Origin of the sequence: Chroococcidiopsis sp. SAG 2025, from assembly GCF_032860985.1 — a bacterium.
GTDB lineage: Bacteria > Cyanobacteriota > Cyanobacteriia > Cyanobacteriales > Chroococcidiopsidaceae > Chroococcidiopsis.
This window is the reverse complement of record NZ_JAOCNC010000001.1, coordinates 5,832,198-5,856,910: the sequence shown is the minus strand read 5'-3', so window position 1 is coordinate 5,856,910 and position 24,713 is coordinate 5,832,198. Positions and strand designations below refer to the sequence as shown.

Here is a 24,713-nt window from a genome sequence, read left to right as displayed (position 1 = left end):
GGAATAAATGAAGCATCTATGAAGTTGTATATAGTTATTGTAAATAGTTTTTCTCTCCCCAGGAAGAAGGAAATTATGCCTTGAAGACGATTGCCGGATCGACCCGCGTTACCTTTTGAATAGCAAAGATTGCCGAACCGACACAAATTGCTACCGTAATGCCAAACACAGCGATCGCCGTAGCAGGGGTAATCAAGATCGTTATACCTTGCGTTGCAAAAGTCCATGCACCGACCCCAAAGCAAAGAACTATACCTGGGATGTAGCCTAAAACCGCCATCCAAAGTGATTGTTCGATAATTACGCCATAGATAGTCCAATCTGATGCCCCCATTGCCTTAAGCGTGCCAAACTCCCGCAAATGGTCGGATACGGAAGAATAGAGAATTTGACCCACAATGATGCCCCCTACGATAATGCCTACAGTTGCACCCAACCCCAAAATAAAGCCAACGCCCGTTCGTCGCTGCCAAAACTGCTGCGTTTTCTCGATCAACTCAGCTTGAGTATATGCAGTGGTATTGGGAATAGCTGTTTCTAATCTCTGCTTGAGCTGTTGCAGATCTTGCCCAGATTGAGCGCGAATTAAAATAAAGGAAATCGTGTCTGAAGCTGCTAGCTGACGCGGTTTAGCTTGAGGACTTTGTTTCTGATTTGTTGGTATGCTCGTACATTGAATGTCTTCCGAACCAGCCTGCAACTTACAGGACAGCCTAGCATTCTGACCGCCAGTTGCATAAGCATTGGCATTTTCTAAAGACGTGAAAACAAAAGGATTAGAAGTAATCGAGCGATTGCCTTGAGTTAAGCCTACTAAACGCACTGGTAGAGAACCAAGTTCTGCCAGATCGCCAACTTTGCTAACATTTAGCGATCGCAACGTGCTAGTGTCGGCGATCGCGGTGTAAGGTTGTTGCAAAGCTTGCCTACTACCCTGGATCAAATTGTTGGGGTTAAATAGTTGTCCTTGCGGATCGAAACCAATCACCCGCACCAAATTGATATCGCTGCTAGAATGTCGCCAAACAGCACTCTTAAAAATCAGTGCTTCAGCGCGTGCTACTCCTGCCACCTCCTGAGCTTGGTCTAGTGTTGTTGCTGGTAGCGGCAAGCTGAGTTCTGGCTGGACTAATGTATCAGAAGTTACCCAAATATCAGCATTGGCATTATATATTAACTGTGCCGCCGATCGCGTGAATCCATTGAATATTCCTGTTTGAATAGTTACCAGGCTCACAGCGAACATAATTCCTGCTTGCGCTACCAAAAAGCGAGGAATATCTTCCAGCAGGTTTTTACGAGCGAGTGAAACCATAAGACAAGAGCGTGTATAGGAATATCTTACCGAGCAACAACTTTTGTTTTTCTGACAGTAGACAGTTTGTCGATCGTCAAGCGAGGAGCGAGGAGCGAGGAGTGAGGAGTGAGGGGAAGAAGAGAGCTGAGGGAGGTGAGGGAGCAACTTAAAATTCAAAATTCACGCATTCAAAATTCAAAATTCACCGATCTCGCCACTCACCACGCACCACAACGCGGCTCTAATGTCGAGGGAACCTCGACTTCTGCCCACAACACCCCACGCACCAATCTCTTTCCCTCACTCCTCGCTCCTCGCTCCTCATCCCTACACTTGAAACCATGCAGTTAAGGCTACTGCTAAAGCATCGGCAGCGTCGTCTGGCTGAGGAATGTAGTCTAGATTTAATTCGCGGGCTACTGCGAGTTGGACATCGCGTTTATCAGCATTGCCCCACCCCGTCAGCGCTTGCTTAATTTGGGCGGGAGTAAACTCGATGTAGGGGATGTTGTGCTGGGCTAGGACAAGCATTAAAACTCCCCGTGCTTGAGCTACGGAAATAGTACTAGCCATGCGGTAAAAGAACAGCTTTTCAATTGCTACTAAGTCCGGTTGCCATTCTTGAAGTATGGTATGTAAATCTTCATAAATCGTACAAAGTCGGCTACCGATCTCGTTTTTAGCAGCAGTTTGAATTATGCCAAAGTCTAGCAACTTGACCGAAGTGGCGATCGCTGGGGTCGGAATTGGGGCAGACTTTAATGAAGTTGCTGTTGCGATCGGATCTCCTACTGGCGTACAAATAGCACCGAAGCCTAAAATTGCTAGCCCGGGATCTAATCCCAGAATCCGTTTTTCTAGGCGTTTTTCCAGCCGTTGTTCGATTTGTTGTTTCGATCCCACTGAACCCTTTTACCTCGTTCCCATGTCTAGATTGCTATGATTGTTCCGCAAGTTCTCTTTTGCAAGTTCTCTAAAGTGAGTTAGTTTCTAGTTGGTCGATCGTCTGATATACATTGTCATATCCACCTGCATCAGATTCACCTGCGTTATGTCCACCTGCCACGTATCCAGTTATGCCTTTTAATACTCCTAAACGAATTCTCAAGTATTTTCGGCAGGACTCCCGCGCTGTCACTCCCTATCGCGTAAACCAATGGTTTAAGTGGTTATCTCCTGGTTTATCAATCAAGCGCTGGTTATTAATTAGTGCTAGTGGAGTCTGTTTTGTTGGTTTAGGTTTGGCAATCTGGATTAAACTAACACCAATTTTTTATGCAATTCAATTAGTTGAAGGGTTCCTAAATAAGGTTACAACTATTTTACCTAGCTATATTAGCGGTCCTTTAGTTTTGTTATTGGGCTTTTTGTTAATTCTCTGGGGGCAATCTCGAACCGTAGGTTCAATTACTGAGGTATTCCGCACAGATGGCGATGAAGAACTAATCGATTTACTGTTGAACTATCGCCGCTTAAACCGAGGACCAAAAATTGTGGTTGTGGGTGGTGGTACGGGGCTATCAACGCTATTAAGGGGATTGAAAACATACAGTGCTAACATTACTGCTGTTGTCACCGTAGCGGACGATGGCGGTTCCTCTGGAAGGTTGCGTCGCGAAATCGGCGTTTTACCCCCAGGGGATATTCGTAGTTGCCTAGCAGCGCTAGCGTCAGAAGAAAAATTATTGACAGAACTATTTCAGTATCGCTTCAAAGCTGGAGATGGATTAGTCGGACACAGTTTTGGCAATTTATTTTTGACCGCTATGAGCGATATTACTGGAGATTTGGAACAGGCGATCGCGGCAAGTTCCAAAGTCCTCGCCGTCAGGGGTCAAGTGTTGCCAGCAACTCTCAGCGATATGCGTTTGTGGGCAGAATTAGCTGACGGTCGCCGGATAGAAGGGGAGTCTAATATCACTCATGCTAAGGGTAGTATTATCAGACTCGGTTGCACTCCTACCAATCCCCCAGCACTACCCAAAGCCTTGCAAGCGATCGAGGAAGCAGACTTTATTGTTATTGGTCCTGGCAGTCTTTACACTAGTATCATTCCTAATTTGTTAGTACCAGAAATCGCCGCCGCGATCGCCAAACGGTGTCAAAAGGGTAGTCCTCCGATTCCCTGTATCTACGTCTGCAATATCATGACTCAACCTGGTGAAACTCAAGGCTATTCTGTTGCAGATCACATTCGCGCGATCGATCGCGCCTGCGGACGACATTTATTTAGTGCTGTACTCGTACAAAAGCAATCTCCCTCAGAAACTAGCTTAATCCGCTACGCTCAAGAAAGTTCTCATCCTGTCTTTCTCGATCGCGAAGAAGTAGCACAATTAAAGCGACGAATTATCCTTGCTAACGTGATGGATGAAGACGAACAAGGTTTAGTACGTCACGATCCGCAGCGCTTGGCAGGAGTGCTATTTCGCTGGTACAGTCGGGCGAGTAAGATGAGAGGATGAGGTTAAAATTCGGAATTCGGAATTCGGAATTCAAAATTCAATCGCATACCACTCTCGACTGATAACTGATAACTGATAACTACTCACTCAAATAATGAGAGAGCCAATTGTACTTCCGTTAACAAATGCAGCAGCAACGCGATCCCTTGGTGTTAGTTTAGGGCGCTGTTTGCCTGCTGGTAGTACGATTTTGTTAGCAGGCGATCTAGGTAGTGGGAAAACGACTTTGGTGCAGGGGATTGGTGCAGGTTTGGGGATTAACGAGCCAATCCAGAGTCCTACTTTTACGTTGATTAGCGAGTATTTAGAAGGTCGGATACCTTTATATCATTTCGATTTGTATCGTTTAGAACCAACAGAAATTACAGAATTACAACCAGAAATTTATTGGGAAGGAATAGAGTTTGTCCCTGGAATTGTTGCAATTGAATGGGCAGAAAAGTTAGATTACAAGCCGTTAGATTATCTCCAGATTCGACTGATGCATCGAGGCGATCGCGATCGCATAGCTGAACTTACCTGCATGGGAAACTTTCAATTAGATTATGCCTTTATTACCTGAATTAATTGCCGTAGCTATTTTACAATTTCTAGTGATTATTGCACCTGGAGCAGATTTTGTGGTGATTTGTCGTAATAGTTTAGTTTATTCGCGACGAACGGGCATTTATTCTGCTCTCGGTTTAACTTTGGGGATTTTAGTTCATGCTAGTTATTCTTTAATTGGGATTGGTTTTATTATCTCGCGATCGATTGTTCTATTTGCTTTAATTAAATATTTAGGTGCTGCTTATCTAATTTATCTCGGTTATAAGTCATTAATAGCGAAACCACAACAGAAACTAGAACAGCAATATAGACGCTCGCAGACTCGTCAAGATCTTAGTAAGCTAGCAGCCGTCAGAATGGGTTTTATTAACAATATTCTCAATCCCAAAGTGACCTTATTCTTTTTAAGTTTATTTACACAAGTCGTTAACCCGCTTACACCCATACCCGTTCAAATTTGGTACGGTTTGCAAATGGGAATGATGACTTTTGCTTGGTATACATCAGTAGCGATCGTTATGTCTCATCCCGTATTTAAAGAGAAGTTGTTGTCAGTGACTGATTATTTAGAGAAAGTCATGGGAGCAGTTTTAATTGCTTTAGGAATCAGGGTTGCATTATCGGGAGTAGAGAAATAAATTATCGCCGCGCCGACTGTTCGACCGGATTGCGATCGCAAATTTCATAACGTCCTTTACCAGTAGTTTTTGCCCGGTACATGGTAACGTCAGCGTTGTGCAACAAATCTTCCGCTCGTTCGTATCCTTTAATATTAAAGGCGATCCCAATACTAGCACTTGTATCGATCTCGTGACCGCTCAGGTGAAAAGGTAAGTTTAATTCTCGTTGAATGCGATCGGCAACTTGTACGGCATCGTTAGTATTCTCGATCTTATCGAGTAAAATTGTGAACTCGTCTCCGCCTAATCTAGCTACCAAATCATCTGAACGCAGACAGGCTTGCAGACGATGTGAAATCGCAATTAACAAGCGATCGCCAATTGCATGTCCGAGAGTATCGTTAACTGATTTAAACCGATCTAAATCAACAAATAAAACAGCTAATAAAGAATGTTCTTGTTGACTGCGATCGAGCGCGCTATCTAAACGTTGCATGAATAAACTACGGTTAGCCAATCCAGTTAAAGGATCGTGCGAAGCCTGATGCATCAGTTTTTTCTCAGTGATGTGACACGCGAGAATTTCGGCGCGCAGTTGCTGATTGACTTCTGCTAATTCTCCAGTCCGTTCGCGAATTTTATTTTCTACTTCGTCGTAGGCTGACTGTAAGGCAACTTGCGATCGCTGTCGTTCCCAAGCTGATAATGCCAAAGCAACTAAATTCGCGATCGAAGCTGTAAAGTTTTGTTCTTCAATTAACCAATGGCGTGATGTTTTCTTGTGTCCGTGGCAGACAATACCCACAATCCTGCCATTGAGGTAAATTGGTGCGTTCACCATTGCGCCAATTCCAAGTTTTACCAAAAATCGCTCTGCCATTTTTTTGGTTTTGGGTTCGGTGCGTACATCTGCTGTTGCTAATGCCCGCTCTTGACGCAAGGCTTTAAAGTAACCAGGATAATCTGACGCTTGCCACTCCATCCCTGTTGTATACGCAGCAGTACTGCTTTGATATAGAGCCGCACACTGCAATTTTCTGCCTCCAGGACTGTACACCCACACACTGGCATATTCCACTTCTAGAGTATCGGCTGCTGCTGCTGTAATTTCACGTAAACGAGCGTTGAGATCGCTATTTTCCGCCGTTTGTCGCTTAGCTAGCTCGGTCAAAATCTTGCTGTATTTGTAATAGCGTTCTTCCCTAGCTCGTTGCTGGTATTGAGAATCTGCTAAGGCTTGCAGCATATGGTTGATTGCATCTGCTAGGCTCGATAACTCATCTTTATTTGCTGCTATGTTTTGGGAAACGGTATCTCCCGTGCTGAGGCTGCGAACATCGCTGCTAAGGCTAGAAAGCCTTGAAAACACTAATCGATCCAGTAGTAGCAACACGATCGCGCTGACAACCAAACTAACGACCAGTAGGCATAAAAATAAGTAGCGAATGCTAGCTTGTCCTTGATGGTAGATATTTCTGGGCATTTTAACGCTCACAATGACAGCAGGTTGCCCGTAAATATCTTCAATCAGAGTATATCCAGCGATAGTTTGTTCGTTGAGAGGACGCACCAAAACTTTCTGCTGCAATAAAGCAGTCCTTGCTGCTTGGAGATCGGCAGGTAGGCGATCGTCATTAACTGCCCGTAGATCGAGATCGAGATGAGTGCGTTCGGATATGCTGGCGATCGCATCGCGGTTGAGATAGCGACCGAGAATTAAGGCTCCTTGACTCGATTTGCTCCGATCTGTTTTGCGAATCGGTCTGACAGCAATTAATATTGGGGTACGTTGGAGCAGAATTAATCCGGCGATCGCATTATCTCCCCGCCGCAACAGTTCCTTGCTAGCTAAATGTTGCTGGAGATTGCTACCAACGGGTAAGCATTTTTGACAGGTTGACTCGGAAAATTTTCCGTAGACAATTTTCCCCGATGAATTGACAAAAGCTGCTAAGCTTAGCTGAACGTTAGTGAGACTAAGATTATCTATATTATTGTCAATATAGCTTTGCTTCGAGTTGTCAAAGAACACATAAGTTTCGTCCCATTCAGCCCAATCTGTAGCAATCAGATTGACTCGGAAAATTTCTTCAGCCAAAGCTTTTTGGACTCGCTCAACCCGAGCGCGAGTCTCCTGTTGCTCTAACTGGATAAAGCTACCAAGTAAAACGGTAGACGAGGTAGTGTAAAGAACGGCAACTAGGCTAACTAGAGTAGTTCCGACAATTGGCAGTATTTTTTGGCGTAGTCTCATGGGTTTGACTTTGCTAACCCTTAAAAGCTTTAATAAAGAAGTTCCCAAACCCCATAATTGCAGCACAGCTAAGTGTAAATTCAACACAGTTCTCGCCTTCAATAATTTCAATTTAAAAAAGTAAATCAAAAAAGCGATCTTCTGCTACCAATGAGGATTGTTAACCCATCAAAATGAAGGACATTCTTAGGAAATCATAAAGCTCTATAGAGCTACCACCGTAAATGTACTGATGTCGTAAACTCCTGACATTCCCTATTTTTAAGTTCTCCGTATGTTCGCGGTATTATATTATTTGATATGAACTTTAGAATTTATTAATATTTGGCTATTTAAAGAAATATATCCGTAAATTTGCTGAAGCGGTTATCAGGGAGCAGGAGCAGGGAGCAGAGGGGGCAATTACAAGTCACAAGTCAACCCCACACCCCACACCCCACAACCCACACCCTTTCTTCACTGATAACTGTCAACAACTACTCGCCAAAACTCAACGCTTGTCCTCTTACCTGAGTATTTAACTTGCCACGATCGTAGACGACTTGACCGCCGACAATGGTGTAGGCAGACCAACCAGTTAAATGCCAACCTTCAAAGGGACTCCAACCACATTTCGTTTGTAATTCTTCCCGTTTGACGGGATGGTAGTTATTCAAATCGACGAGGACGAGATCGGCATCATAACCTGGAGCGATCGCCCCTTTATTAGGTATTTTGTAAGCTTTGGCTACAGCTGTAGACATCCAATGAGATACCTGGGCAACGGTACAGCGCCCTTGCATTGCCTGTGTCAGCATCAGAGGCAAAGATGTCTCAACCCCGGCATACCAGAAGGTGTATTGGGATATTGCTGGGCTTTCTCTTCTAGGGTGTGCGGCGCGTGGTCTGTGGCGATAAAATCGATGACACCATCGAGTAAAGTTTGCCAGAGAACTTCATTGTCGCGAGGCGATCGCAGTGGTGGATTCATCTGCGCCCAAGTCCCAATTTTTTCATAAGCATCGGTATTGAGTAACAAGTGCTGGGGCGTAACTTCCGCCGTTACCCAACTCGGTTTGTCTTGGCGCAATAACTCAGCTTCTTCAGCAGTAGACATATGGAGAATATGCAAGCGACGTTGGTACTTTTTCGATAGTTTGAGTGCTAATTGCGTAGCTAGAAGCGCGGCTTGATTGTCTTGAATTTGCGAGTGAATTGCCGGATCGTGAATGCCGGCAAATTCTTGTCGTCGTTGGTTAATGCGGGCTTGATCTTCGGCATGAACGGCAATTAAGCGATCGCCCCGAGCAAAAATTGCTTCTAAATACGCTTCTCCATCTACCAATAATGCCCCGTGCATCGAACCCATAAAAATCTTGATCCCTGGTGTGGGGTGAGCAGTCAGCAAGTCGGGGAGATTTTCAGCGTTGCTCCGATAAAAAGCCATAATTGACCAAACACTTTTGGGCAGCTCGTTGTAGCTTGTCATCTAGCGTTTGTTGAGTCGTCGTCAGCGGACGAGTGTTAGGCATCTCCAGAAACGAAGTCACTCCACCCTTAGCACAAGCACAGCTAGCGGTGAATAAATCTTCTTTATGTTCTAGTCCTGGTTCGCGAAAGTGGACTTGCGGATCGATCGCCCCTGGTAGCAAAGTTAAACCCGTTGCGTCAATTTCCGTCACGGCTGCGTCGCTGGGAGTGGCAATATTTGCGGCAATTTCAACGATCTGGCGATCGCGAGTCAGAAGATCTCCCAAGAGAAATTCTCCAGAGGGCAACAGGATACGAGCGTGGCGAATGAGTAAGCTAGAAGTAGATGACATAAAGAAGCCGTAAGTCGTAAGTCGGGAGTCGGGAGTCGGGAAGCGGGTTCCAGGCGAGGTGTCCTCCGCATCGGAGCCGCGTAGTCGCTGGGGAAGAGACTACCAATTACCACTGATAACTGGTCACTGATAACTGATAACTGATAATAGAGAGAATACAATTTCTATAGATCCGATTAACAAGCAACATTTTTCACTTTACGTTTTTAACCTACTACCCCCTAAACAAAAGATTTAGCATCTATGTCGCGAGTCCAAAATCAAGTGCCAGAGCAGAATTCTCCTCAAGACAACGAAGGATCGTGGATTGGAGAACTAGGCAGAACGATTATCTTGAGTGTAATTTTGGCTTTGGGTATTCGTACCTTTGTGGCTGAAGCCCGCTGGATTCCTTCAGAATCAATGGTTCCGACACTCCAAAAGTATGACAAGCTGATTGTGGACAAAGTCAGTTATCATTTTGTCGAGCCGGAACGGGGCGATATTGTCGTATTTTCACCTACAGAGACAATTAAAAAGATAATCCTAACCTGAAAGACGCTTTTATTAAACGTATTGTTGGACTGCCAGGGGATAAAGTAGAAGTTAAAGGAGAGCGGGTCTATATCAAGATCAGGCAGGAAAAGTATATTGAAGCTCCGCCACAGTACCAGTACGGACCTGTCACCGTACCACCGAATTCTTACCTAGTTTTAGGTGTGATAACCGCAACAACAGTTATGACAGTCATTTTTGGGGATTTGTCCCTAGAGATAATATCATTGGTCGGGCAATTGTCCGGTTTTGGCCTCTCAACCGAATTGGAGAGTTGAATTAAATTAGACTCTACAGCCAGATTTTGACAACACGACCGTTGACTTGTTGACCCAGCCAAGGGGTATTGTGAGAGCGAGATTTTAAAGTCTGCTGCGTCACAGTCCAAGTGTGTTGGGGTCGAAGAGAATCAATTCGGCTGGGGAGTTGGGAGCGATCGCATTTACATTCTGTTGCAAGCACCCAACTGGACGGTGACTTAACGCTTGCCACAATTCTAGGGCGGAGAATTCTCCAGTTGCTACAAGATTTTCCCACAGTAGGGGTAAAAAGCGAGTTCTAAACCAATTGCTCCAGCGGGTGCTTCCGCAAAGGCAACAGTTTTTCTTCGTAGGTATAGGGCGTGTGGTCGATCGCGATCGCGTCTATAACTCCTGTCCGCACGCCTTGGCGTAGGGCTAAAACATCTTCAGGATTGCCTAAAGGTGGTTCCACCCGTAAAGCAGGATTGTAACTGCTCAAGGCTTTGGTATCGAGCAATAGATGCATCCAAGTCGTACTAGCGGTAATTGGTAAACCACGTTCTTTTGCCGTTGCGATTAACTCAACGCTACGGGCAGTAGAAACCCGCATCAGATGCACGGGAGTACCAATCGCGGCAATTAACTCTAGCAGAGCAGCCAGAGCAGTTGTTTCTGCGATCGCGGGATTGCCAGGTAAGCCAGATCGCATAGAGTAAACACCCTCTCGCACCACTCCATTGCCAACCAGACCACGGTGACAAGCGCAGAGCGCTACTGGCTTATCTAAAGGTTTGAGATATTCCAACATCCGCCGCAACAGCCCCCAATTTTCAATTGGCTGACCGTCAGCAAAACCCAAATTCCCGCCGCCCCCAATTCTGCTACTCCGTCATTTGCTGTCCTTGGACTCCGGTTGTCAGCGCACCCCAGAAAGAGAGCTGAGGGAGTCGGGAGTCGGGAGTCGGGAAGCGGGTTCCAGGCGAGGTGTCCTCCGCATCGGAGCCGCGTAGTCGGGAGCGATCTTTCTCCCTCAGCTCCTCTGCTCCTCTGCTCCCCCTGCTCCCTGCTGCATTAGTCTCAACGCCACAGCCGAGTTATCCACAGGCGGAACGGTATTGGGTAACAAATTGACGCGCGTGAAGCCGCCAGCAGCAGCCGCAGCTGCAAGAGTTGCCAGCGTCTCCCGTTCTTCAAATCCTGGTTCTCCCGAATGGCTATAGAGATCTACCAGCCCCGTGCCTAAAGATCGAGCCTTGACAGTCTTTAACTTGAGTATCAGCCGGATAATCGGTCAATTGTGGCGCTATTGCCGCGATCGCACCATCTACAATTAACACGTCACATGCTTGGCGATCGCTCCCCGTCACCGGATCGATAACCCGTACTTGTCGTAGTAATTCACTCATTGTCATTTGTCATTTGTCATACCCTACGGGAAGGGCTTCGCCCTATGTCATTTGTAATAAATCGTGGTTAGTTGTTCTTGGTTTTGACTTTTGACTTTTGACTTTTGACTTTTGACTTTTGACTTTTGACTTATTCATGACCAACGATCTTTACAACGCCCCAGATGCTGTCTTATCGAGTACGCCCCCGCCTAAGTGGGTGGTAATATTCATTGCTTGCAACACGGGTAAACCATTTAAGCCTTGAGGATAATCGATGACTGTCACGGCTCCGTTCCCTTGGCGGAAGTTCCAAAACTGAGCGGTGGATAAGCCTAAAACATGGCACAGCAAAACTTTGTTGGTGGCATCGTGTGCCACCACTATACCTGTCTGAGGGCGATCTGCTACCGAAGCTAGCATCTTCTGCCAATCAACAACGCTGCGTTCCCAGACTTGCTGTAAATTTTCTCCTTCTGGCATTTGTACCTCACCTGGTACTGTCCGCCACCGTTCTAATTCCCCTGGAAATGTTTGCTCGATTTCTGCTTCTAATTTTCCTTCCCAAAGTCCGTGACCGATTTCTCTAAGTCCGTCGTATAACTTCAGTTGAGTTTCGGGGTGATGCTGCAAAATAATTTCGGCTGTTTCCTTGGGACGCAGCATCGGACTGCTGAAGGCAAAATCGAGTTTTACAGTTTTGAGAAATTCTGCTGCTTTACGGGCTTGTTCTCTGCCATTGTCATTGAGGGAACGTCAATTTGCCCTTGAAATTTGGTCTGGCGATTCCACTCAGTTTCGCCATGCCGAATCAGTAAGATTCTTTGTCCTTGGTGGTTTGGTCGGAAAGATGGTAAAACATCTCTTCCCAAATGGGCGAGTTGATTCATCGATTCAAGCTGTACGGAACCGCCTTGACCTTGACTTTCAGCAGGCGGGAAGGGAGGTTTGAAATTTAAGACGCTAATCCCGCAATTTGATTGTTGGATGGAATGATAGCGGCTGGGAGAAATGCCAACTGCGGTACTGGGAGGGCGCGGTTAATGCCGTTGTGTCCGACAATCAGGATAGTTTCCCCAGCATGGCGGGAGAGAATATCTTGCCAAAATTGTCGTGCCTGTTGATAGAGAGCGAGGACGGGAAAATGCTCTTTTGTGCCTTGCGGCGTTTGTAGCTCCATTTTGAATTCGTGAGGAAACTCGTGCCACAAGCGGTAATCTGTGGGAAATTTCTCCTTGACTTCATGGACTGTTAGCTTTTCCCATAGGGGTAAGTCAATTTCTAATAACTGTTCTGTAACTGTTAGAGGTGTTGTCGTGGCAAAACAGTTGCGAACGATTTCTGCTGTTTGTCTGGCACGTTGCAGCGGGCTGGAGTAGATAGCGGCAAAGTTGAGATTGCTAAGGGCTGCGCCGACTTTGAGGGCATCTTCACGCCCTCGTTCTGTTAAAACTGAAACATCGCTACGTCCTTGGATGCGACGTTCGGCGTTATAGCTGCTTTGTCCGTGGCGCACGATTACAACACGAGTGGTCATTTAGATAAGAGCTAAGGTTTAGAATTCAAATTTATTGCCAGGGTCATTTTAACTTGCAGCGATCGCCATCGCTAGGGAAAAATTTTTCCCTCTGGCTGTTTCTTGCCATAATGCTCAAGAAGGGCGATCGCATTCTAGAGTTTGGCATGACAATTAAGCGGGTAGTTTTAAGTGCGTTGACGGTTTTAACAGTTTTACTGGCTGGAGCATCTTTATGGCAAAGTTGGCAGCAGCCCCAATTTCAAAGTCGCTTGGAACTCTACGAAACCAATCTGCTTTGCGTGCTGCCGAGTGGCAACCTCAAGATAGTAGGGGTAAAGATTTGACTAATGCTCGTAAAGCTTTGTTGGGAGATAAGCCCATCGAAACGGCAATCGAGCAATATCGGGAAGCTAAGACTTCTACCCAGAAAAATATTCAGAAAAGCTTTAGCACAACTCAAACAAACGCGATCGCTACCTGAATCCGTACCAGCTACTCCTCAGCCTGAATCTGCCACTCCACCAGTGACAGAAACGTCTCGTTCTAACCAAGAGAATATCCTACAGCGATCGCTCGCTCGACTAGAAAAACTCAACGCCGAACTCACCTTACGCTTGGGAATTCTCCAAGCACAGCAAGGGAAGACGGCGGAGGCGATAAAGACTTGGGAAGAGTTGATAAGACAAGAGGGACAAGGGGACAAGGGGGACAAGGGGAGAGAGTCTTTCACTTACGACACCCCACACCCTACACCCCACACCCCACACCCCAACTATCCTGATTGTCGGACACAACGGCATTAACCGCGCCCTCCTCGGACTATGGAGCAATCCGGCGCGGTTGTTGCCTGACGCACAGCAGTTAATTCAAACTAATTTAGATGGATGGTTTCGCGATCGCGCTTTGTTGCGTCTCTACGAACTTCAGCAACGACAAGATGCATTTGCACAATTACAAGCGACACAACAAGAATTAGCTGAACGGGCAATTGTCAAGCTAGCAATTATTGGTAGCCTACCCTGGTTGGCAGGCTTGACTGGCTTAGGGTTGCTAATTTTTTTGATAGTTCAGAGAGTGAGAAAGGGCAAAGAATCTGTTCTATCTCGAAATGAAGATACAGTTTGGGTTACGCCTTGGACTGGGGAAATAGTTTGGCAAGTATTTATTGTCGGTTTTTTCCTGATGGGACAAGTGTTAATTCCCCTGACACTTTCGTTTCTTGGTGTCAAGCCTGTAGGCGGACAAATTAGAATTCAGGCTTTCTACGTTTTAGTTAATTATTTACTACTGGCTGCGGGAGGGTTGGGAGTTTTATATTTATCAATTAAATCGTTTTTTCCGCTCCCTGAAGGCTGGTTTCGTTTTAACTGGCGAAGTAACTGGATATTATGGGGTTTTGGTGGGTATTGCGTTGCTTTACCTTTGGTGTTGATCGTGTCAATTATCAATCAACAATTATGGCAGGGGCAAGGAGGTAGCAATCCACTGTTATCGTTAGCTTTGGAAGCACGAGATAGTGTAGCTTTGAGTATATTCTTTTTTACTGCCGCGATCGCTGCTCCTTTGTTTGAAGAATTTCTGTTTCGCGGTTTTCTGTTACCTTCGCTGACCCGCTATATGTCTGTTTGGTGGGCAATTATTTTGAGCGCTTTCTTGTTTGCCTTAGCTCACCTCAGTCTCTCAGAAATTTTACCGCTGATGACGTTGGGGATAGTTTTAGGGATAGTTTACACGCGATCGCGCAATCTTTTAGCTCCGATGTTGCTTCACAGCCTTTGGAATAGCGGAACGCTGGTGAGTTTGTATATTTTGGGGAGTGGTGCAACGTGATAAAGTTACTTTCATGAAATGATTTTAGGTCGCGCAAAGACGCAAAGGCGCAAAGAATACTGAGTGACTTTACTGTCTCTCTTAGGTCATCTGCTGCTAGCTTAGTATGTGATGAATTGGGTATTACATGGGGAAGAGATAACACGCGATCGCGCAATCTTTCGCCTCCGATGCTGCTGTATATTAGAACTTAAGTTAGTCAAATTTAAGAGATATTAAATTCGTGATGTTTTTGGTACGTGCAATAGCTAGCTGGAACGCTATCTCTTGAACTAGTCCTTAATCAAATTCATTACAATTTAATTGATTTTTATGCTTCATCGCTTAAATAATACTATTCGGAGCAGCAGAAGATTAACTCTCAGTTCTGTCGTTTTTATTTCTATTCTCGTTACTGAAATTGGAATGTTCAATTTTCACTGGGGCGTTCAGATAGCTCAAGACTTGTTCAAATCTTCTCAAACATCATCTCAAGCATCTCAGAAATAGCAGATTTTTCTACTATTTTCAGATGTCTATTACCTAGCCTTAGATGAGGCGAAGTGAGTGTGAAATGCAATTGCCTCATTTATTCATTCTGAAATTTTACACATTTTTTTGATATGGAGATACGTTACTAAGTCTGTACGCTTGGGTAGCGAGACAGCATGAAAAAGCCCTCAGCTCAAAGGCTAGGGCTACATAAATAAAGACTATAGAATCAATATACTAGTCAATCAGAATAAAACTGTTGCTTTCAAAGATTAATTGTATATTTATATAAACAAATATTTTTAGATAATTTTGTATACTATGGCTCCTGTGTCTGGACGATTGCCAACTTCTAATAAACCATCAGTACACATACTTGCAAGAGTATTTTTAACTTCAATAACAGGTTTGCCAGTAGCTAAGACACAATCAGAAATTGACACGCTTCCACCATTGTCTTTGGCTAATTGAAGAATAATTTGAATATCAGATTTTTGATTGGCTGTGGATTGAGCAGAACTAATAAAGAAGCAACTTGTTCTCCTAAGTTAATAACTACTGATTGGCTGTTATTCGTATTGACATTAGGACTTCCATGCAGTAACTTGTACTTCAAGTTCTTATCTTCAACCATTCCTGGTATTAAAGCTAAATCCACAAGTTGACCAAGCCCGAATAAACCAAGAGTGAATAAATAAATAATACCAGAAATATACTTGCCACAATAAAATCGTTGAACTCCGCAAACACCTAAAAAGCAAGCACACCAAAGAATATAGGCAACTCCTGTCTCTCTCATATAGATTAATTTTTTGTCATCATAAGAACAATAATATTTATTATCCGTGACGTTTATTTTATGAACATCGGGAATAATACTGATTGTTTGAGTATCGAAATAGAAAAACACTGATGCCCTAATTATCATGTATTAAAAATCGGAAATTGACTAATAGAAAATGCCTGCTGTACGACTTAATTTTAGATTTTGACTCTTAGCTTTCTCCTAAAAAGTGAAGTAGAGCAATGAAATTTTCAATTACAAATTACTTGATACAGCCTTCTCCACTAGCAGCATAAACGCTAGAGTGGTTACTGAGCCTTTTTTGCAAGTCACTCTAGTTGTCCTATGCAACTCGTCCCAAAAACTGAACCACAGCAAGCAGATACTAGCGCGATCGCTACGCCAATCGAAAGAATCACTCTGGATGTCCAGGGAATGAAGTGTGCTGGTTGTGTCAAAACTGTAGAGAAACAATTATCTCAACATCCTGGTGTAATTTCTGCTTGCGTAAATTTGGTGACGGAAGTTGCAGTTGTAGAGTGCGAATCTGGTGCAGTCGAACCAGCCGCCTTAGCTGAAAGATTAACGGCGGCGGGATTTGAAACGCAAGCAAGGACGGCGGAAACAGCACAAACAAATGTTGGCGAAGATATTGAAGCGAAACATCGCCAGAAAATGCGATCGGCACAGAGACAACTGATCGTAGCATCCATACTGCTCGTTCTCTCCAGTATCGGGCATTTGAGCGAATTAGGGGGACCAGTCTTACCGATTTTAAGTAATATCTGGTTTCACTGCGGCTTAGCTACAGTCACCCTACTCCTACCAGCACGAGAAATTTTAGTAGATGGCTGGCGAGGATTACGTCACAACGCGCCGAATATGAATACTTTAGTGGGCTTAGGCGCACTAACGGCATATATGGCAAGCCTGGTAGCTTTACTCTTCCCTCAACTGGGTTGGGAGTGCTTCTTTGACGAACCAGTGATGTTACTGGGATTTATCTTGCTAGGCAGGACGTTAGAACAACAAGCGAGAGGACGCGCCGCCACCGCATTTAGAAATTTACTTGCACTACAACCCCAAGTCGCACGGTTAATTCCAAACCCAGAAAAAGTCACGTCCCAGGGACAAAATACGAGTATTGAAATTCCTGCCGATCGCGTCCGTGTTGGAGAATGGTTGCAAGTCTTACCATCGGAAAAAATTCCCGTGGATGGGGAAGTGGCGATCGGACAAACGACAGTAGATGAGTCGATGCTGACAGGGGAATCGATTCCCGTGATGAAACAAATCGGGGACACCGTAGCAGCGGGGACGTTAAATCAATCGGGTGCGATCGCAATTCGCGCCACTCGTACAGGTAAAGACACCACCCTATCTCAAATTGTGGCATTAGTAGAAGCAGCCCAAACCCGTAAGGCTCCAGTGCAGAAATTAGCCGATACGGTAGCTGGTTATTTTACCTACAGCGTGCTAACAGTTGCAGCTTTAACATTTACCTTTTGGTACTTTTTCGGCACTCATATTTGGTCTGATGTCTTAACTGTGACAGATTGGCATCACGCACATCACTCGCTACACACTCAACACCTGGCTCATTACTACGCCACGCACCACGCACCACGCACCACGCACCACGCACCACTTCTACTCAGTTTAAAACTGGCGATCGCGGTGATGGTTGTTGCCTGTCCCTGCGCCTTGGGACTCGCCACTCCTACAGCAATTTTAGTCGGTACGGGTATGGCAGCCGAACGGGGATTGTTAATTAAAGGTGGCGATGTCCTCGAACGAGTACACCAATTAGATACGGTAGTATTTGATAAAACTGGAACCCTGACAACTGGTCATCCCGTGGTGACTGATTGTATTTCTGTTCATCCCTCACTCCTCACTCCTCACTCCTCACTCCTACAATTAGCAGTAGCGGCGGAAAGCGGATCGATTCATCCCCTAGCGACAGCAATTCAACAGGAAGTCAAGCAACAGGGATTATCGATTCCAGCAGCTAGCAAATTTCATACCGCACCAGGATTGGGAGTATCTGCTGTAGTCGAAGGACGACAGGTACTCCTGGGTAATGAAGACTGGTTGACTCAGCAGGGAATAGCGATCGATGAAGCCACGCAAACTCAAGCTCAAACACTTGCAGCCGCAGGTAAAACAACGATCTACATCGCTGTAGCGGGGCAGCTAGCAGGTTTAATTGCGGTGATGGATACTCCTAGACCAGAGGCAAAGAAAACCGTTGAGAGCCTGCAAAAAATGGGGCTAACAGTCGTTATTTTAACTGGAGATAGACAAGAAGTTGCGAGTGCGATCGCCCAACAATTGGGGATCGCGCAAGTCTTTGCTAATATTCGCCCCGACGGAAAAGCAGGCGTGATTCAAAAGCTTCAGCAAGGTAAGCAAGAAAGCAGGGGAGCAGAGGAGACTAGGAGCAGAGGAGAAATCCAAAATTTCCCTACCCCTCACTCCTCACTCCTCACTCCTCACTCCTCAGTAGTCGCAATGGTAGGGGACGGGATCAACGATGCGCCAGCCTTAGCTCAAGCTGATGTGGGGATTGCCTTGCAAGCTGGGACAGATGTAGCGATGGAGACGGCGGGGATCGTGCTGATGGGAACAAAATTAACCGATGTTGTGGAAGCAATTCATCTCAGTAGAGCGACATTTAACAAAATTCGCCAAAATTTATTTTGGGCATTTGCTTACAATGTTTGCGGAATTCCCATCGCAGCAGGTGTATTACTACCAATATCGGGGTTCGTCCTCAGTCCTGCCGCGGCGGGAGCGCTCATGGCATTTAGTTCTGTTAGTGTCGTCACTAACTCCTTGTTATTACGTCGTTTAAAAAATAGACTCGATCTCAACTAATCGAGGTTAAACTAGGTCAAGAATGATTACTCAAGAGTGTGGTTGAGTAATGGATAACTCAAAAGGTTACATATTCTAGAGAGTCAAAACCTACAATAAATCACAACCCGCTTTCAATGCCTTCACAACCCAATCAGAACCATCTACTAATTATAGAAGACGATCAGGGGCGCAAAGAGTTTGTTTTAGACGGTCCTGTTTATTCTATTGGTAGAGACTCCCGCTGCGATATTCGGCTGTTTTCACAGTTTGTATCTCGCCGCCATGCCACTTTAGTTCGATTGCCACAGGAGGATGGCAGTTCCTTCTATCGAATTGTAGACGGTGATGCTAAGGGCAAGCCGAGTGCTAATGGATTATTAATTAACGGTCGCAAGCTTCAAGTCCACGACCTGCAAGATGAGGATGAAGTTGTTTTTGGTCCGAGGGTACGGGCAATCTACTATCTCCTCAAACGCGATACTATTCCCTCAGCGCCACTGGATGAATATGACGTGACGCTGATTGGACCCAATATGATGCCAGATTTTGACGATTAGACCAGTTCGTAAAACTGCAAACTGGATGCAAACTCATGCAAGAAGGCAGAAGGTAGAAGGCTTCGATCTGAATCGACTAAACCGCAGTTTCTACTAACTGCCATTGGCAATTATCTACGATCGCCTGCTTGACTAAATTAAACATTTGGTAGCAGTGATTATCTGTTTGAAGTGGTAGTTCTTCATTTTTTACGATTAAATTTACCCGTGTTGCTGAGTTGGTAGCGATAGTTTTATCGATGAGTGCTTCCACCTTGACTAGCTTTGAAAACGAGACTTGACCGAGACGTTCTCGCGCCATCATGTAATCGCTTTTATCGTGTTGAATATCTAAATGGCACGAGTGCAAAACTTGACTCAATAATTGGCGCAAAAACTCTACATCATCTGCAACTGTAAACGAACAAGTGTAGCGAGCCATAGCAAACACCCCTCACCTGGGTAATGGTCGATACTATAATAGCCAAACCTTTTTTCGTTGTCTCTGAAAAATTAAGCACTCACCCCCAGTCAAGTCGCTTCGCTCCAATTCAAAATTCAAAGTTAATTTTGAATGCGTGAATGCGTGAATTTTGAATTGGTCAAATGGTAACAAGATGTTGGAACTGAAGGTATTGAGAAATTATTTCAGCAGATCTTGTGGATTGCCGATCGACAGCAAGTATCCTCAACAGCAAACTTTTAAGAGAACGCCATTGCTCGGACTATAATCCAAAATCTCAAATCTAAAATTTTTAGATCCTACCTCCGTTTAAGAAAGCTGCTAAAGCCTCTTCCCAACTGGGAATGAGTTTGGCAGTTTGCACGGAGTTAGCAGTAGCATGGGTGGATGGTTGTACTTGATTCGTGCCAGAAGTTGTGATGCGAACGATCCGTTTTTGCACGTATTCAGCAATTTTGTCATTAAAAATGCCAATCTGCCGATCGAGAAAATCAATGTGATTTAGGTGATTGGCAATTAGGAAGCGATGGTGCGATCGCACGGGTTGAAAATAGGAATCCTGCGGCTGCTGCTGGCGTAGATCGATCGCGATATCGCTGACATTAGAAGTATTCGTTTCTCCTTCGGCGATCGCCACTAGTAAAGCACGGGCAGAGATATGCATGATATCGCTAACCATAGATACGAGTTTAACGTTGGCTGATTCCAAAACTTTGTAAAGGCGATCGACCACATGCAGGCGTTCTTTGACTAAGAAATGACGCTGGCGCATCAAGTCTCGTAAGTCTCTTTGCGGTACGGGGTGAATAAAACTGTTGCGGATCAAACCATGACGTAGCAATTCGGCTAGCCATTCAAAATCCGGCGTATCGGTATTACGTCCTGGCACATCTTTGATCCGCTGGGCATTGACAACTAAAACGCTAAAATTAGCTTCCAGAATGTGATAAACCGTTTTCCAGTCTTCACCAGTAATATCTAATGCGATATGAGTCACGCCATTGCTTCCTAGCCAATCAGATAAAGCTAGTAAGTCGGGCACTTTATTGTTGAAGCTGTGCGTCTGACTTACCCTCTCTCCTTTTGAGTTTGAGGTAATACAGCACGCCAGTACAGCTTTTTTCTGGACATCCAAACCCGCACAGTAAGGGTGTATTACTTCCATATAAATCGGACAGCTAGACTAATTTAGTTAGGCTAGCGGAGCAACAGCCTAGTGTGCAACTAGTTAAACTACATACTTGTAGAAAAGGGGAGTTGGGAATCGGGGAAGAGAGCTGGGGAAGCTGGGGCAAGCTGGGGCAGCTGGGGAGAAAAGTCACGCACCACGCACCACGCATTGACGACTGAAACTACTCAACGATTGAGACTGTTCATAATTGCAGGAGAATAACGATCGCCTGCAGCAACATTTTTTGGTGCGACTGCATCAATTTGTGCTAGCTCTGCTGGAGTGAGCTGAAGATTGACTGCGGCAATGTTTTCCTCTAAATAAACTCGGCGTTTCGTACCAGGGATGGGAACGATGTCGTTCCCTTGGGCAAGTACCCAAGCTAGTGCTAATTGCCCTGGTGTCACTCCTTTGGCTGTAGCAATTTCTTTGACGCGATCGACTAATTGTAAATTTTTGCGGAAATTTTCGCCTTGAAATCTAGGCAGATGACGGCGGAAATCGTCGGCAGCAAAATCATCTGGACTGGTAATTTGTCCTGAGAGAAATCCTCTACCCAAGGGACTATACGAGACAAATCCAATCCCTAATTCCCGCAGAGTCGGTAGAATTTCGTCTTCTACATCGCGACTCCAGAGCGAGTATTCGCTCTGTAAGGCGCTGATAGGATGCACGGCATGGGCGCGACGAATGGTAGTCGCAGCTGCTTCGGAAAGCCCTAGATAGCGGACTTTGCCCTGTTGTACGAGTTCTGCCATTGCCCCTACTGTGTCTTCAATTGGGACTTTGGGATCGACGCGGTGCTGGTAGTACAAATCGATGTAATCCACGCCTAGTCTCTGTAAAGAGCGATCGCACGATTGTTTAACTCGTTCTGGACTGCTATCAACTAGTAAAGTTTGGAAAGCTGCATCGTATTGAATGCCAAACTTGGTTGCTATAATAACTTGGTCGCGACGAGAGGCAATTGCTTTTCCTACAAGCTCCTCGTTGGCTCCGTTACCGTACATCTCGGCAGTATCGAGGAAGGTTACATCTAAATCTAGCGCCCGTTGAATGGTGGCAATTGATTCCGTCTCATCAGCTGCACCGTAGGCGATGGACATTCCCATACAGCCAAGTCCGAGTTCTGAAACTACAAGTTCTCGTCCTAATTTGCGTGTCTTCACGATTTCTCTCCTACTTAGTTTTTCAGTCCTTGTGCATCTCGTGCTTGAAATACTTCCTTAACAGCAGCAATGCCGTTAAAGGCGGCAGGAAAACTTGCTGGCAAAAGCCAATGCAGCGGCACGCCCAATTCCTGAGTTACCCCCCGTAATCAGGGCAACTTTGCCATTGAGACTATTCACAATATTGCTCCCGAAATATATAGTCGATATCCCTACTAGGTAAGCGTTAAAGCCTCATCTTCAGGGGGTTGCTGTTGAGGTACACCATCGATACAAGCGCGATCGCTTTGAGTGCTTATTTCTAGCTCCTTGTAGTGTTGAATTTTCCAGCGAATGATTTCTAGGTTGCGACTCAGTTCTTGAATGCGTTGCTTTACTTCTCGTTCGTGTGCCTCCAGAATGGCAAGGCGATCGCTTACTGCGGCTGGGTTTTGTCGCAGTAGTATAGCAAACCGCTGCATTTGACGAATGGGCATCCCTGTAGCTCGCAAACGAGTCAAAAACTCGATCTTGGTGATGTCTACTGCACAATAGCGTCGATGCCCATTGGCGGCGCGGTTAACGGGTTCTAGCAGCCCGTTGCGTTCGTAGTAACGCAATGTATGCACGCTTAAACCCGTCCGTTCTGCAACTTGTTGAATCGTCAGTTCTACGTCCATGCCACTACCTTAGAACTTAGAGTACGCTCTAAGTCAAGAAAAAAGTCAGAAAGAAGTCAAAAGTCAAAATTTTCCTTTCGCCTCTCTCCAACTACCAACCACCAATTACCAACTACCAATTACCAATTACCAAATATCATTTCAAATACTGTTGAAAGAAATTCATAGTCATTTCCCATGCTTCTTTGGCTGGGGCGGCGGCGTAGCTATCGCGGCGATCGCTTAAAAAGCCATGTCCGGCGTTGGGAAAGACGGTGAGAATATAACGTTTTTTGGCTTGGGAAAGAGCTTCGGTAATGCGGGCGTGTTCGTCGGCAGCAATCATCTCGTCGTCTGCACCGTAAATTAACATAATGGGCGATCGCATGGCATCAACTCGATCGAGTAAAGGTTTGCGTCCTGCCAGATCTTGTTTTGCGGCAATTCCACCACCATAAAAACTGACTGCTGCTTGGAAGCGATCGGCATGAACGGCGTTCGCAAGAAACGTGTATCTGCCTCCCATACAAAAACCCGTCACGCCAATTTTATCGGCAGCTACCTCTTGGCGTTTGGCTAAGAAGTCTAAACTTTGTCCGACTTCCGCCATGACAGTATCGTCGTTTAAAGATTTCAGTTTGGCTATTGCTGCTTGTATATCCTTGTATTCATAAACATCGCCATGATAGAAGTCTGGGGCAAGGGCAACATAGCCAGCTTGGGCGAGGCGATCGCAGACATTTTTAATATTCGGGTTTAAGCCAAATGCCTCCATAAAGACCATGATGGCGGGAAAAGTGCCGCTGCCTTGGGGACGAACGTAATATCCCTGTAAATTTTTACCCAAAGTAACCGTTTCGCCTTTGGCTGTAGGTTTGGTTTGAGCATTTCCCGTTCCTGTTTGTACTAGTAGAGGTGTAGTAGCGACACCAGCAGATAAAATCAATAAATCGCGTCTGTTCATGAGGTTCGGCAAATAAAAAATAACGATCGGGATTTAGCTATTCAGCTTAATCCGAGCGTGCGTCCCCGTAAACGATTATTTTCTGACAGGACTAGCAAAAATATGTACGATCTATAAAGACAACCATTCATAAATCTTCATATCCTCTCGTGATTACTCCGCAGCTAGCATCGACGGCATCTATCGAGAAACATATTTGGCACTGGCAAGGCTACAAGATTCAATATACCGTCATGGGCGAGGGTAATCCCCTGATGCTCGTACATGGCTTCGGTGCTTCGATTGGACATTGGCGCAAGAATATTTCAGCCTTAGCAGTAGGTGGTTATCGAGTCTTTGCCATAGACTTACTTGGTTTTGGTGGTTCTGATAAGCCGCCACTAAACTACACGATGGAAGTATGGCAAGAACTACTAAAAGATTTTTGGACGGAACACATTCAAAAGCCTACGGTATTTGTCGGTAACTCCATTGGGGCGCTGCTAAGCTTGATGACAGTTGCCAACCATCCAGAAATAGCTGCTGGGGGAATTTTAATTAACTGTGCGGGGGGATTGTCTCACCGTCCCCATGAACTCAATCCACCTTTACGAGTGGTGATGTCGGCGTTTAATCGCTTGGTACGTTCTCAAATTACGGGAAAAATTATTTTCAACCGCGTCCGCCAAAAGCCCCAGATTCGCCGGACTTTACTTCAGGTTTACCGCAATCGAGCAGCTGTAACAGATGAACTAGTAGATATTTTACATGCGCCTTCCTGCGACCCTGGAGCGCAACAAGTATTTGCTTCCATTTTGGCTGCGCCTCCTGGTCCCACCATTGCAGAACTTTTACCGAACGTCCAGCATCCTCTTTTAGTAATTTGGGGTGCGGACGATCCTTGGACACCAATTACTGGTGCTAAGATTTTTCAACAAGCAAAGGAGAAGGGACACAATGTTGAGATTGTTCCCATTCCTAATGCTGGTCATTGTCCTCACGATGAAGTTCCAGAATTGGTCAACAAACAAATCTTAGAATGGCTTAACAGTTAACATGTACAGACGTTACATGTAACGTCTAAACTCTTCTGGCCGATCGAAAAATGCAGGCAATAAAAAACCTGACTGCTGCGATCGCCCGTTCAATGAATGTATACAGTAGAGACTTTCCGTGGAA

The 24,713-nt window shown here is 45.3% G+C and carries 17 protein-coding genes and 6 pseudogenes; 10 read left to right on the top strand and 13 right to left on the bottom strand.

What is annotated here, in order from left to right; genetic code table 11:
• Nucleotides 1–73: 73 nt before the first annotated feature.
• Nucleotides 74–1,315: an FtsX-like permease family protein gene (locus tag N4J56_RS28715; protein WP_317109566.1), complete on the bottom strand. Its 1,242-nt coding sequence runs from the start codon at nucleotides 1,313–1,315 to the stop codon at nucleotides 74–76.
• Between the two features lie 108 nt (nucleotides 1,316–1,423).
• Between N4J56_RS28715 and N4J56_RS28710 the strand changes: the two genes are divergently transcribed.
• A complete protein-coding gene (locus N4J56_RS28710) occupies nucleotides 1,424–1,648 on the top strand; it encodes a hypothetical protein (protein WP_317109564.1) in 225 nt (74 codons plus the stop codon).
• Here N4J56_RS28710 and ruvC read toward each other — a convergent pair.
• A complete protein-coding gene (gene ruvC / locus N4J56_RS28705) occupies nucleotides 1,625–2,170 on the bottom strand; it encodes a crossover junction endodeoxyribonuclease RuvC (protein WP_039714505.1) in 546 nt (181 codons plus the stop codon). The two genes, N4J56_RS28710 and ruvC, sit on opposite strands and share 24 nt — an antisense overlap.
• Nucleotides 2,171–2,373: 203 nt before the next feature.
• Here ruvC and N4J56_RS28700 point away from each other — a divergent pair, with 203 nt between their 5' ends.
• The 3 genes from N4J56_RS28700 to N4J56_RS28690 all read left to right on the top strand — a co-directional run bounded on the left by N4J56_RS28700 (nucleotide 2,374) and on the right by N4J56_RS28690 (nucleotide 4,949).
• Nucleotides 2,374–3,762, top strand: a complete 1,389-nt coding sequence (locus N4J56_RS28700) for a YvcK family protein (RefSeq protein ID WP_317109561.1) — start codon at nucleotides 2,374–2,376, stop codon at nucleotides 3,760–3,762.
• A 94-nt stretch (nucleotides 3,763–3,856) separates the two neighbouring features.
• Nucleotides 3,857–4,324, top strand: a complete 468-nt coding sequence (tsaE, locus tag N4J56_RS28695; protein WP_317109559.1) for a tRNA (adenosine(37)-N6)-threonylcarbamoyltransferase complex ATPase subunit type 1 TsaE — start codon at nucleotides 3,857–3,859, stop codon at nucleotides 4,322–4,324.
• Nucleotides 4,308–4,949 (top strand): LysE family translocator, encoded by a 642-nt coding sequence (locus N4J56_RS28690; RefSeq protein ID WP_317109558.1) that lies wholly within the window; start codon nucleotides 4,308–4,310, stop codon nucleotides 4,947–4,949. Before tsaE ends, N4J56_RS28690 begins: the two co-directional genes overlap by 17 nt.
• 1 nt (nucleotide 4,950) lies before the next feature.
• On the opposite strand, the gene N4J56_RS28685 is transcribed toward N4J56_RS28690, so the two are convergent.
• Together N4J56_RS28685 and N4J56_RS41355 are read right to left on the bottom strand one after the other, a co-directional pair.
• Entirely contained in the window at nucleotides 4,951–7,272 is a 2,322-nt protein-coding gene (locus N4J56_RS28685; protein WP_317109557.1) for a diguanylate cyclase domain-containing protein, read from the bottom strand.
• 389 nt (nucleotides 7,273–7,661) lie between these two features.
• Nucleotides 7,662–8,987 (bottom strand): annotated as a pseudogene (locus tag N4J56_RS41355) (dihydroorotase).
• Between the two features lie 243 nt (nucleotides 8,988–9,230).
• On the opposite strand from N4J56_RS41355, the pseudogene lepB reads away from it, so the two are divergent.
• Nucleotides 9,231–9,804, top strand: a pseudogene (gene lepB, locus N4J56_RS41350) (signal peptidase I).
• Nucleotides 9,805–9,812: 8 nt separating this feature from the next.
• Here lepB and N4J56_RS41345 read toward each other — a convergent pair.
• Both N4J56_RS41345 and N4J56_RS41340 read right to left on the bottom strand, forming a co-directional pair.
• Nucleotides 9,813–11,175: pseudogene (locus N4J56_RS41345) on the bottom strand (dihydroorotase).
• Nucleotides 11,176–11,319: 144 nt separating this feature from the next.
• Nucleotides 11,320–12,685 (bottom strand): annotated as a pseudogene (locus N4J56_RS41340) (histidine phosphatase family protein).
• Nucleotides 12,686–12,831: 146 nt separating this feature from the next.
• On the opposite strand from N4J56_RS41340, the pseudogene N4J56_RS41335 reads away from it, so the two are divergent.
• Nucleotides 12,832–14,497, top strand: a pseudogene (locus tag N4J56_RS41335) (type II CAAX prenyl endopeptidase Rce1 family protein).
• A 312-nt stretch (nucleotides 14,498–14,809) separates the two neighbouring features.
• Nucleotides 14,810–14,986: a hypothetical protein gene (locus N4J56_RS28610; protein ID WP_317109540.1), complete on the top strand. Its 177-nt coding sequence runs from the start codon at nucleotides 14,810–14,812 to the stop codon at nucleotides 14,984–14,986.
• 445 nt (nucleotides 14,987–15,431) lie between these two features.
• Here the strand turns inward: N4J56_RS28610 and N4J56_RS28605 are convergent, their stop codons facing one another.
• Nucleotides 15,432–15,878: an NINE protein gene (locus tag N4J56_RS28605; RefSeq protein WP_317109539.1), complete on the bottom strand. Its 447-nt coding sequence runs from the start codon at nucleotides 15,876–15,878 to the stop codon at nucleotides 15,432–15,434.
• A 219-nt stretch (nucleotides 15,879–16,097) separates the two neighbouring features.
• On the opposite strand from N4J56_RS28605, the gene N4J56_RS28600 reads away from it, so the two are divergent.
• Complete coding sequence (locus tag N4J56_RS28600; protein ID WP_317109538.1) at nucleotides 16,098–18,632, top strand: heavy metal translocating P-type ATPase; 2,535 nt, start codon at nucleotides 16,098–16,100, stop codon at nucleotides 18,630–18,632.
• Between the two features lie 116 nt (nucleotides 18,633–18,748).
• A complete protein-coding gene (locus N4J56_RS28595) occupies nucleotides 18,749–19,171 on the top strand; it encodes an FHA domain-containing protein (RefSeq protein ID WP_015157263.1) in 423 nt (140 codons plus the stop codon).
• Nucleotides 19,172–19,247: 76 nt separating this feature from the next.
• On the opposite strand, the gene N4J56_RS28590 is transcribed toward N4J56_RS28595, so the two are convergent.
• The 6 genes and pseudogenes from N4J56_RS28590 to N4J56_RS28570 all read right to left on the bottom strand — a co-directional run bounded on the left by N4J56_RS28590 (nucleotide 19,248) and on the right by N4J56_RS28570 (nucleotide 23,555).
• Complete coding sequence (locus N4J56_RS28590; protein ID WP_317109537.1) at nucleotides 19,248–19,592, bottom strand: hypothetical protein; 345 nt, start codon at nucleotides 19,590–19,592, stop codon at nucleotides 19,248–19,250.
• A 313-nt stretch (nucleotides 19,593–19,905) separates the two neighbouring features.
• Nucleotides 19,906–20,778 (bottom strand): IS110 family transposase, encoded by an 873-nt coding sequence (locus tag N4J56_RS28585; protein WP_015157265.1) that lies wholly within the window; start codon nucleotides 20,776–20,778, stop codon nucleotides 19,906–19,908.
• A 191-nt stretch (nucleotides 20,779–20,969) separates the two neighbouring features.
• Nucleotides 20,970–21,953 (bottom strand): aldo/keto reductase, encoded by a 984-nt coding sequence (locus tag N4J56_RS28580; RefSeq protein ID WP_317109535.1) that lies wholly within the window; start codon nucleotides 21,951–21,953, stop codon nucleotides 20,970–20,972.
• Nucleotides 21,954–22,046: 93 nt separating this feature from the next.
• Nucleotides 22,047–22,163, bottom strand: a pseudogene (locus tag N4J56_RS41330) (hypothetical protein); the annotation flags it as partial.
• Nucleotides 22,164–22,168: 5 nt separating this feature from the next.
• Entirely contained in the window at nucleotides 22,169–22,612 is a 444-nt protein-coding gene (locus tag N4J56_RS28575; RefSeq protein WP_317109533.1) for a MerR family transcriptional regulator, read from the bottom strand.
• A gap of 136 nt (nucleotides 22,613–22,748) precedes the next feature.
• Nucleotides 22,749–23,555 (bottom strand): dienelactone hydrolase family protein, encoded by an 807-nt coding sequence (locus N4J56_RS28570; protein ID WP_317109532.1) that lies wholly within the window; start codon nucleotides 23,553–23,555, stop codon nucleotides 22,749–22,751.
• A 149-nt stretch (nucleotides 23,556–23,704) separates the two neighbouring features.
• On the opposite strand from N4J56_RS28570, the gene N4J56_RS28565 reads away from it, so the two are divergent.
• The gene (locus tag N4J56_RS28565) at nucleotides 23,705–24,589 is read left to right on the top strand and encodes an alpha/beta fold hydrolase (RefSeq protein ID WP_317109530.1); all 885 of its coding nucleotides are present in this window, start codon (nucleotides 23,705–23,707) and stop codon (nucleotides 24,587–24,589) included.
• The last annotated feature ends 124 nt before the right edge of the window (nucleotides 24,590–24,713 follow it).

Bases quoted from the DNA above. Each gene is read 5' to 3' on its own strand.
- N4J56_RS28570 (WP_317109532.1), bottom strand. From the start codon at position 23,555: ATGAACAGACGCGATTTATTGATTTTATCTGCTGGTGTCGCTACTACA.
- N4J56_RS28690 (WP_317109558.1), top strand. From the start codon at position 4,308: ATGCCTTTATTACCTGAATTAATTGCCGTAGCTATTTTACAATTTCTA.
- N4J56_RS28590 (WP_317109537.1), bottom strand. From the start codon at position 19,592: ATGGCTCGCTACACTTGTTCGTTTACAGTTGCAGATGATGTAGAGTTT.
- N4J56_RS28610 (WP_317109540.1), top strand. From the start codon at position 14,810: ATGCTTCATCGCTTAAATAATACTATTCGGAGCAGCAGAAGATTAACT.
- N4J56_RS28585 (WP_015157265.1), bottom strand. From the start codon at position 20,778: ATGGAAGTAATACACCCTTACTGTGCGGGTTTGGATGTCCAGAAAAAA.
- N4J56_RS28715 (WP_317109566.1), bottom strand. From the start codon at position 1,315: ATGGTTTCACTCGCTCGTAAAAACCTGCTGGAAGATATTCCTCGCTTT.
- N4J56_RS28575 (WP_317109533.1), bottom strand. From the start codon at position 22,612: ATGGACGTAGAACTGACGATTCAACAAGTTGCAGAACGGACGGGTTTA.
- tsaE (WP_317109559.1), top strand. From the start codon at position 3,857: ATGAGAGAGCCAATTGTACTTCCGTTAACAAATGCAGCAGCAACGCGA.
- N4J56_RS28595 (WP_015157263.1), top strand. From the start codon at position 18,749: ATGCCTTCACAACCCAATCAGAACCATCTACTAATTATAGAAGACGAT.
- N4J56_RS28700 (WP_317109561.1), top strand. From the start codon at position 2,374: ATGCCTTTTAATACTCCTAAACGAATTCTCAAGTATTTTCGGCAGGAC.
- N4J56_RS28600 (WP_317109538.1), top strand. From the start codon at position 16,098: ATGCAACTCGTCCCAAAAACTGAACCACAGCAAGCAGATACTAGCGCG.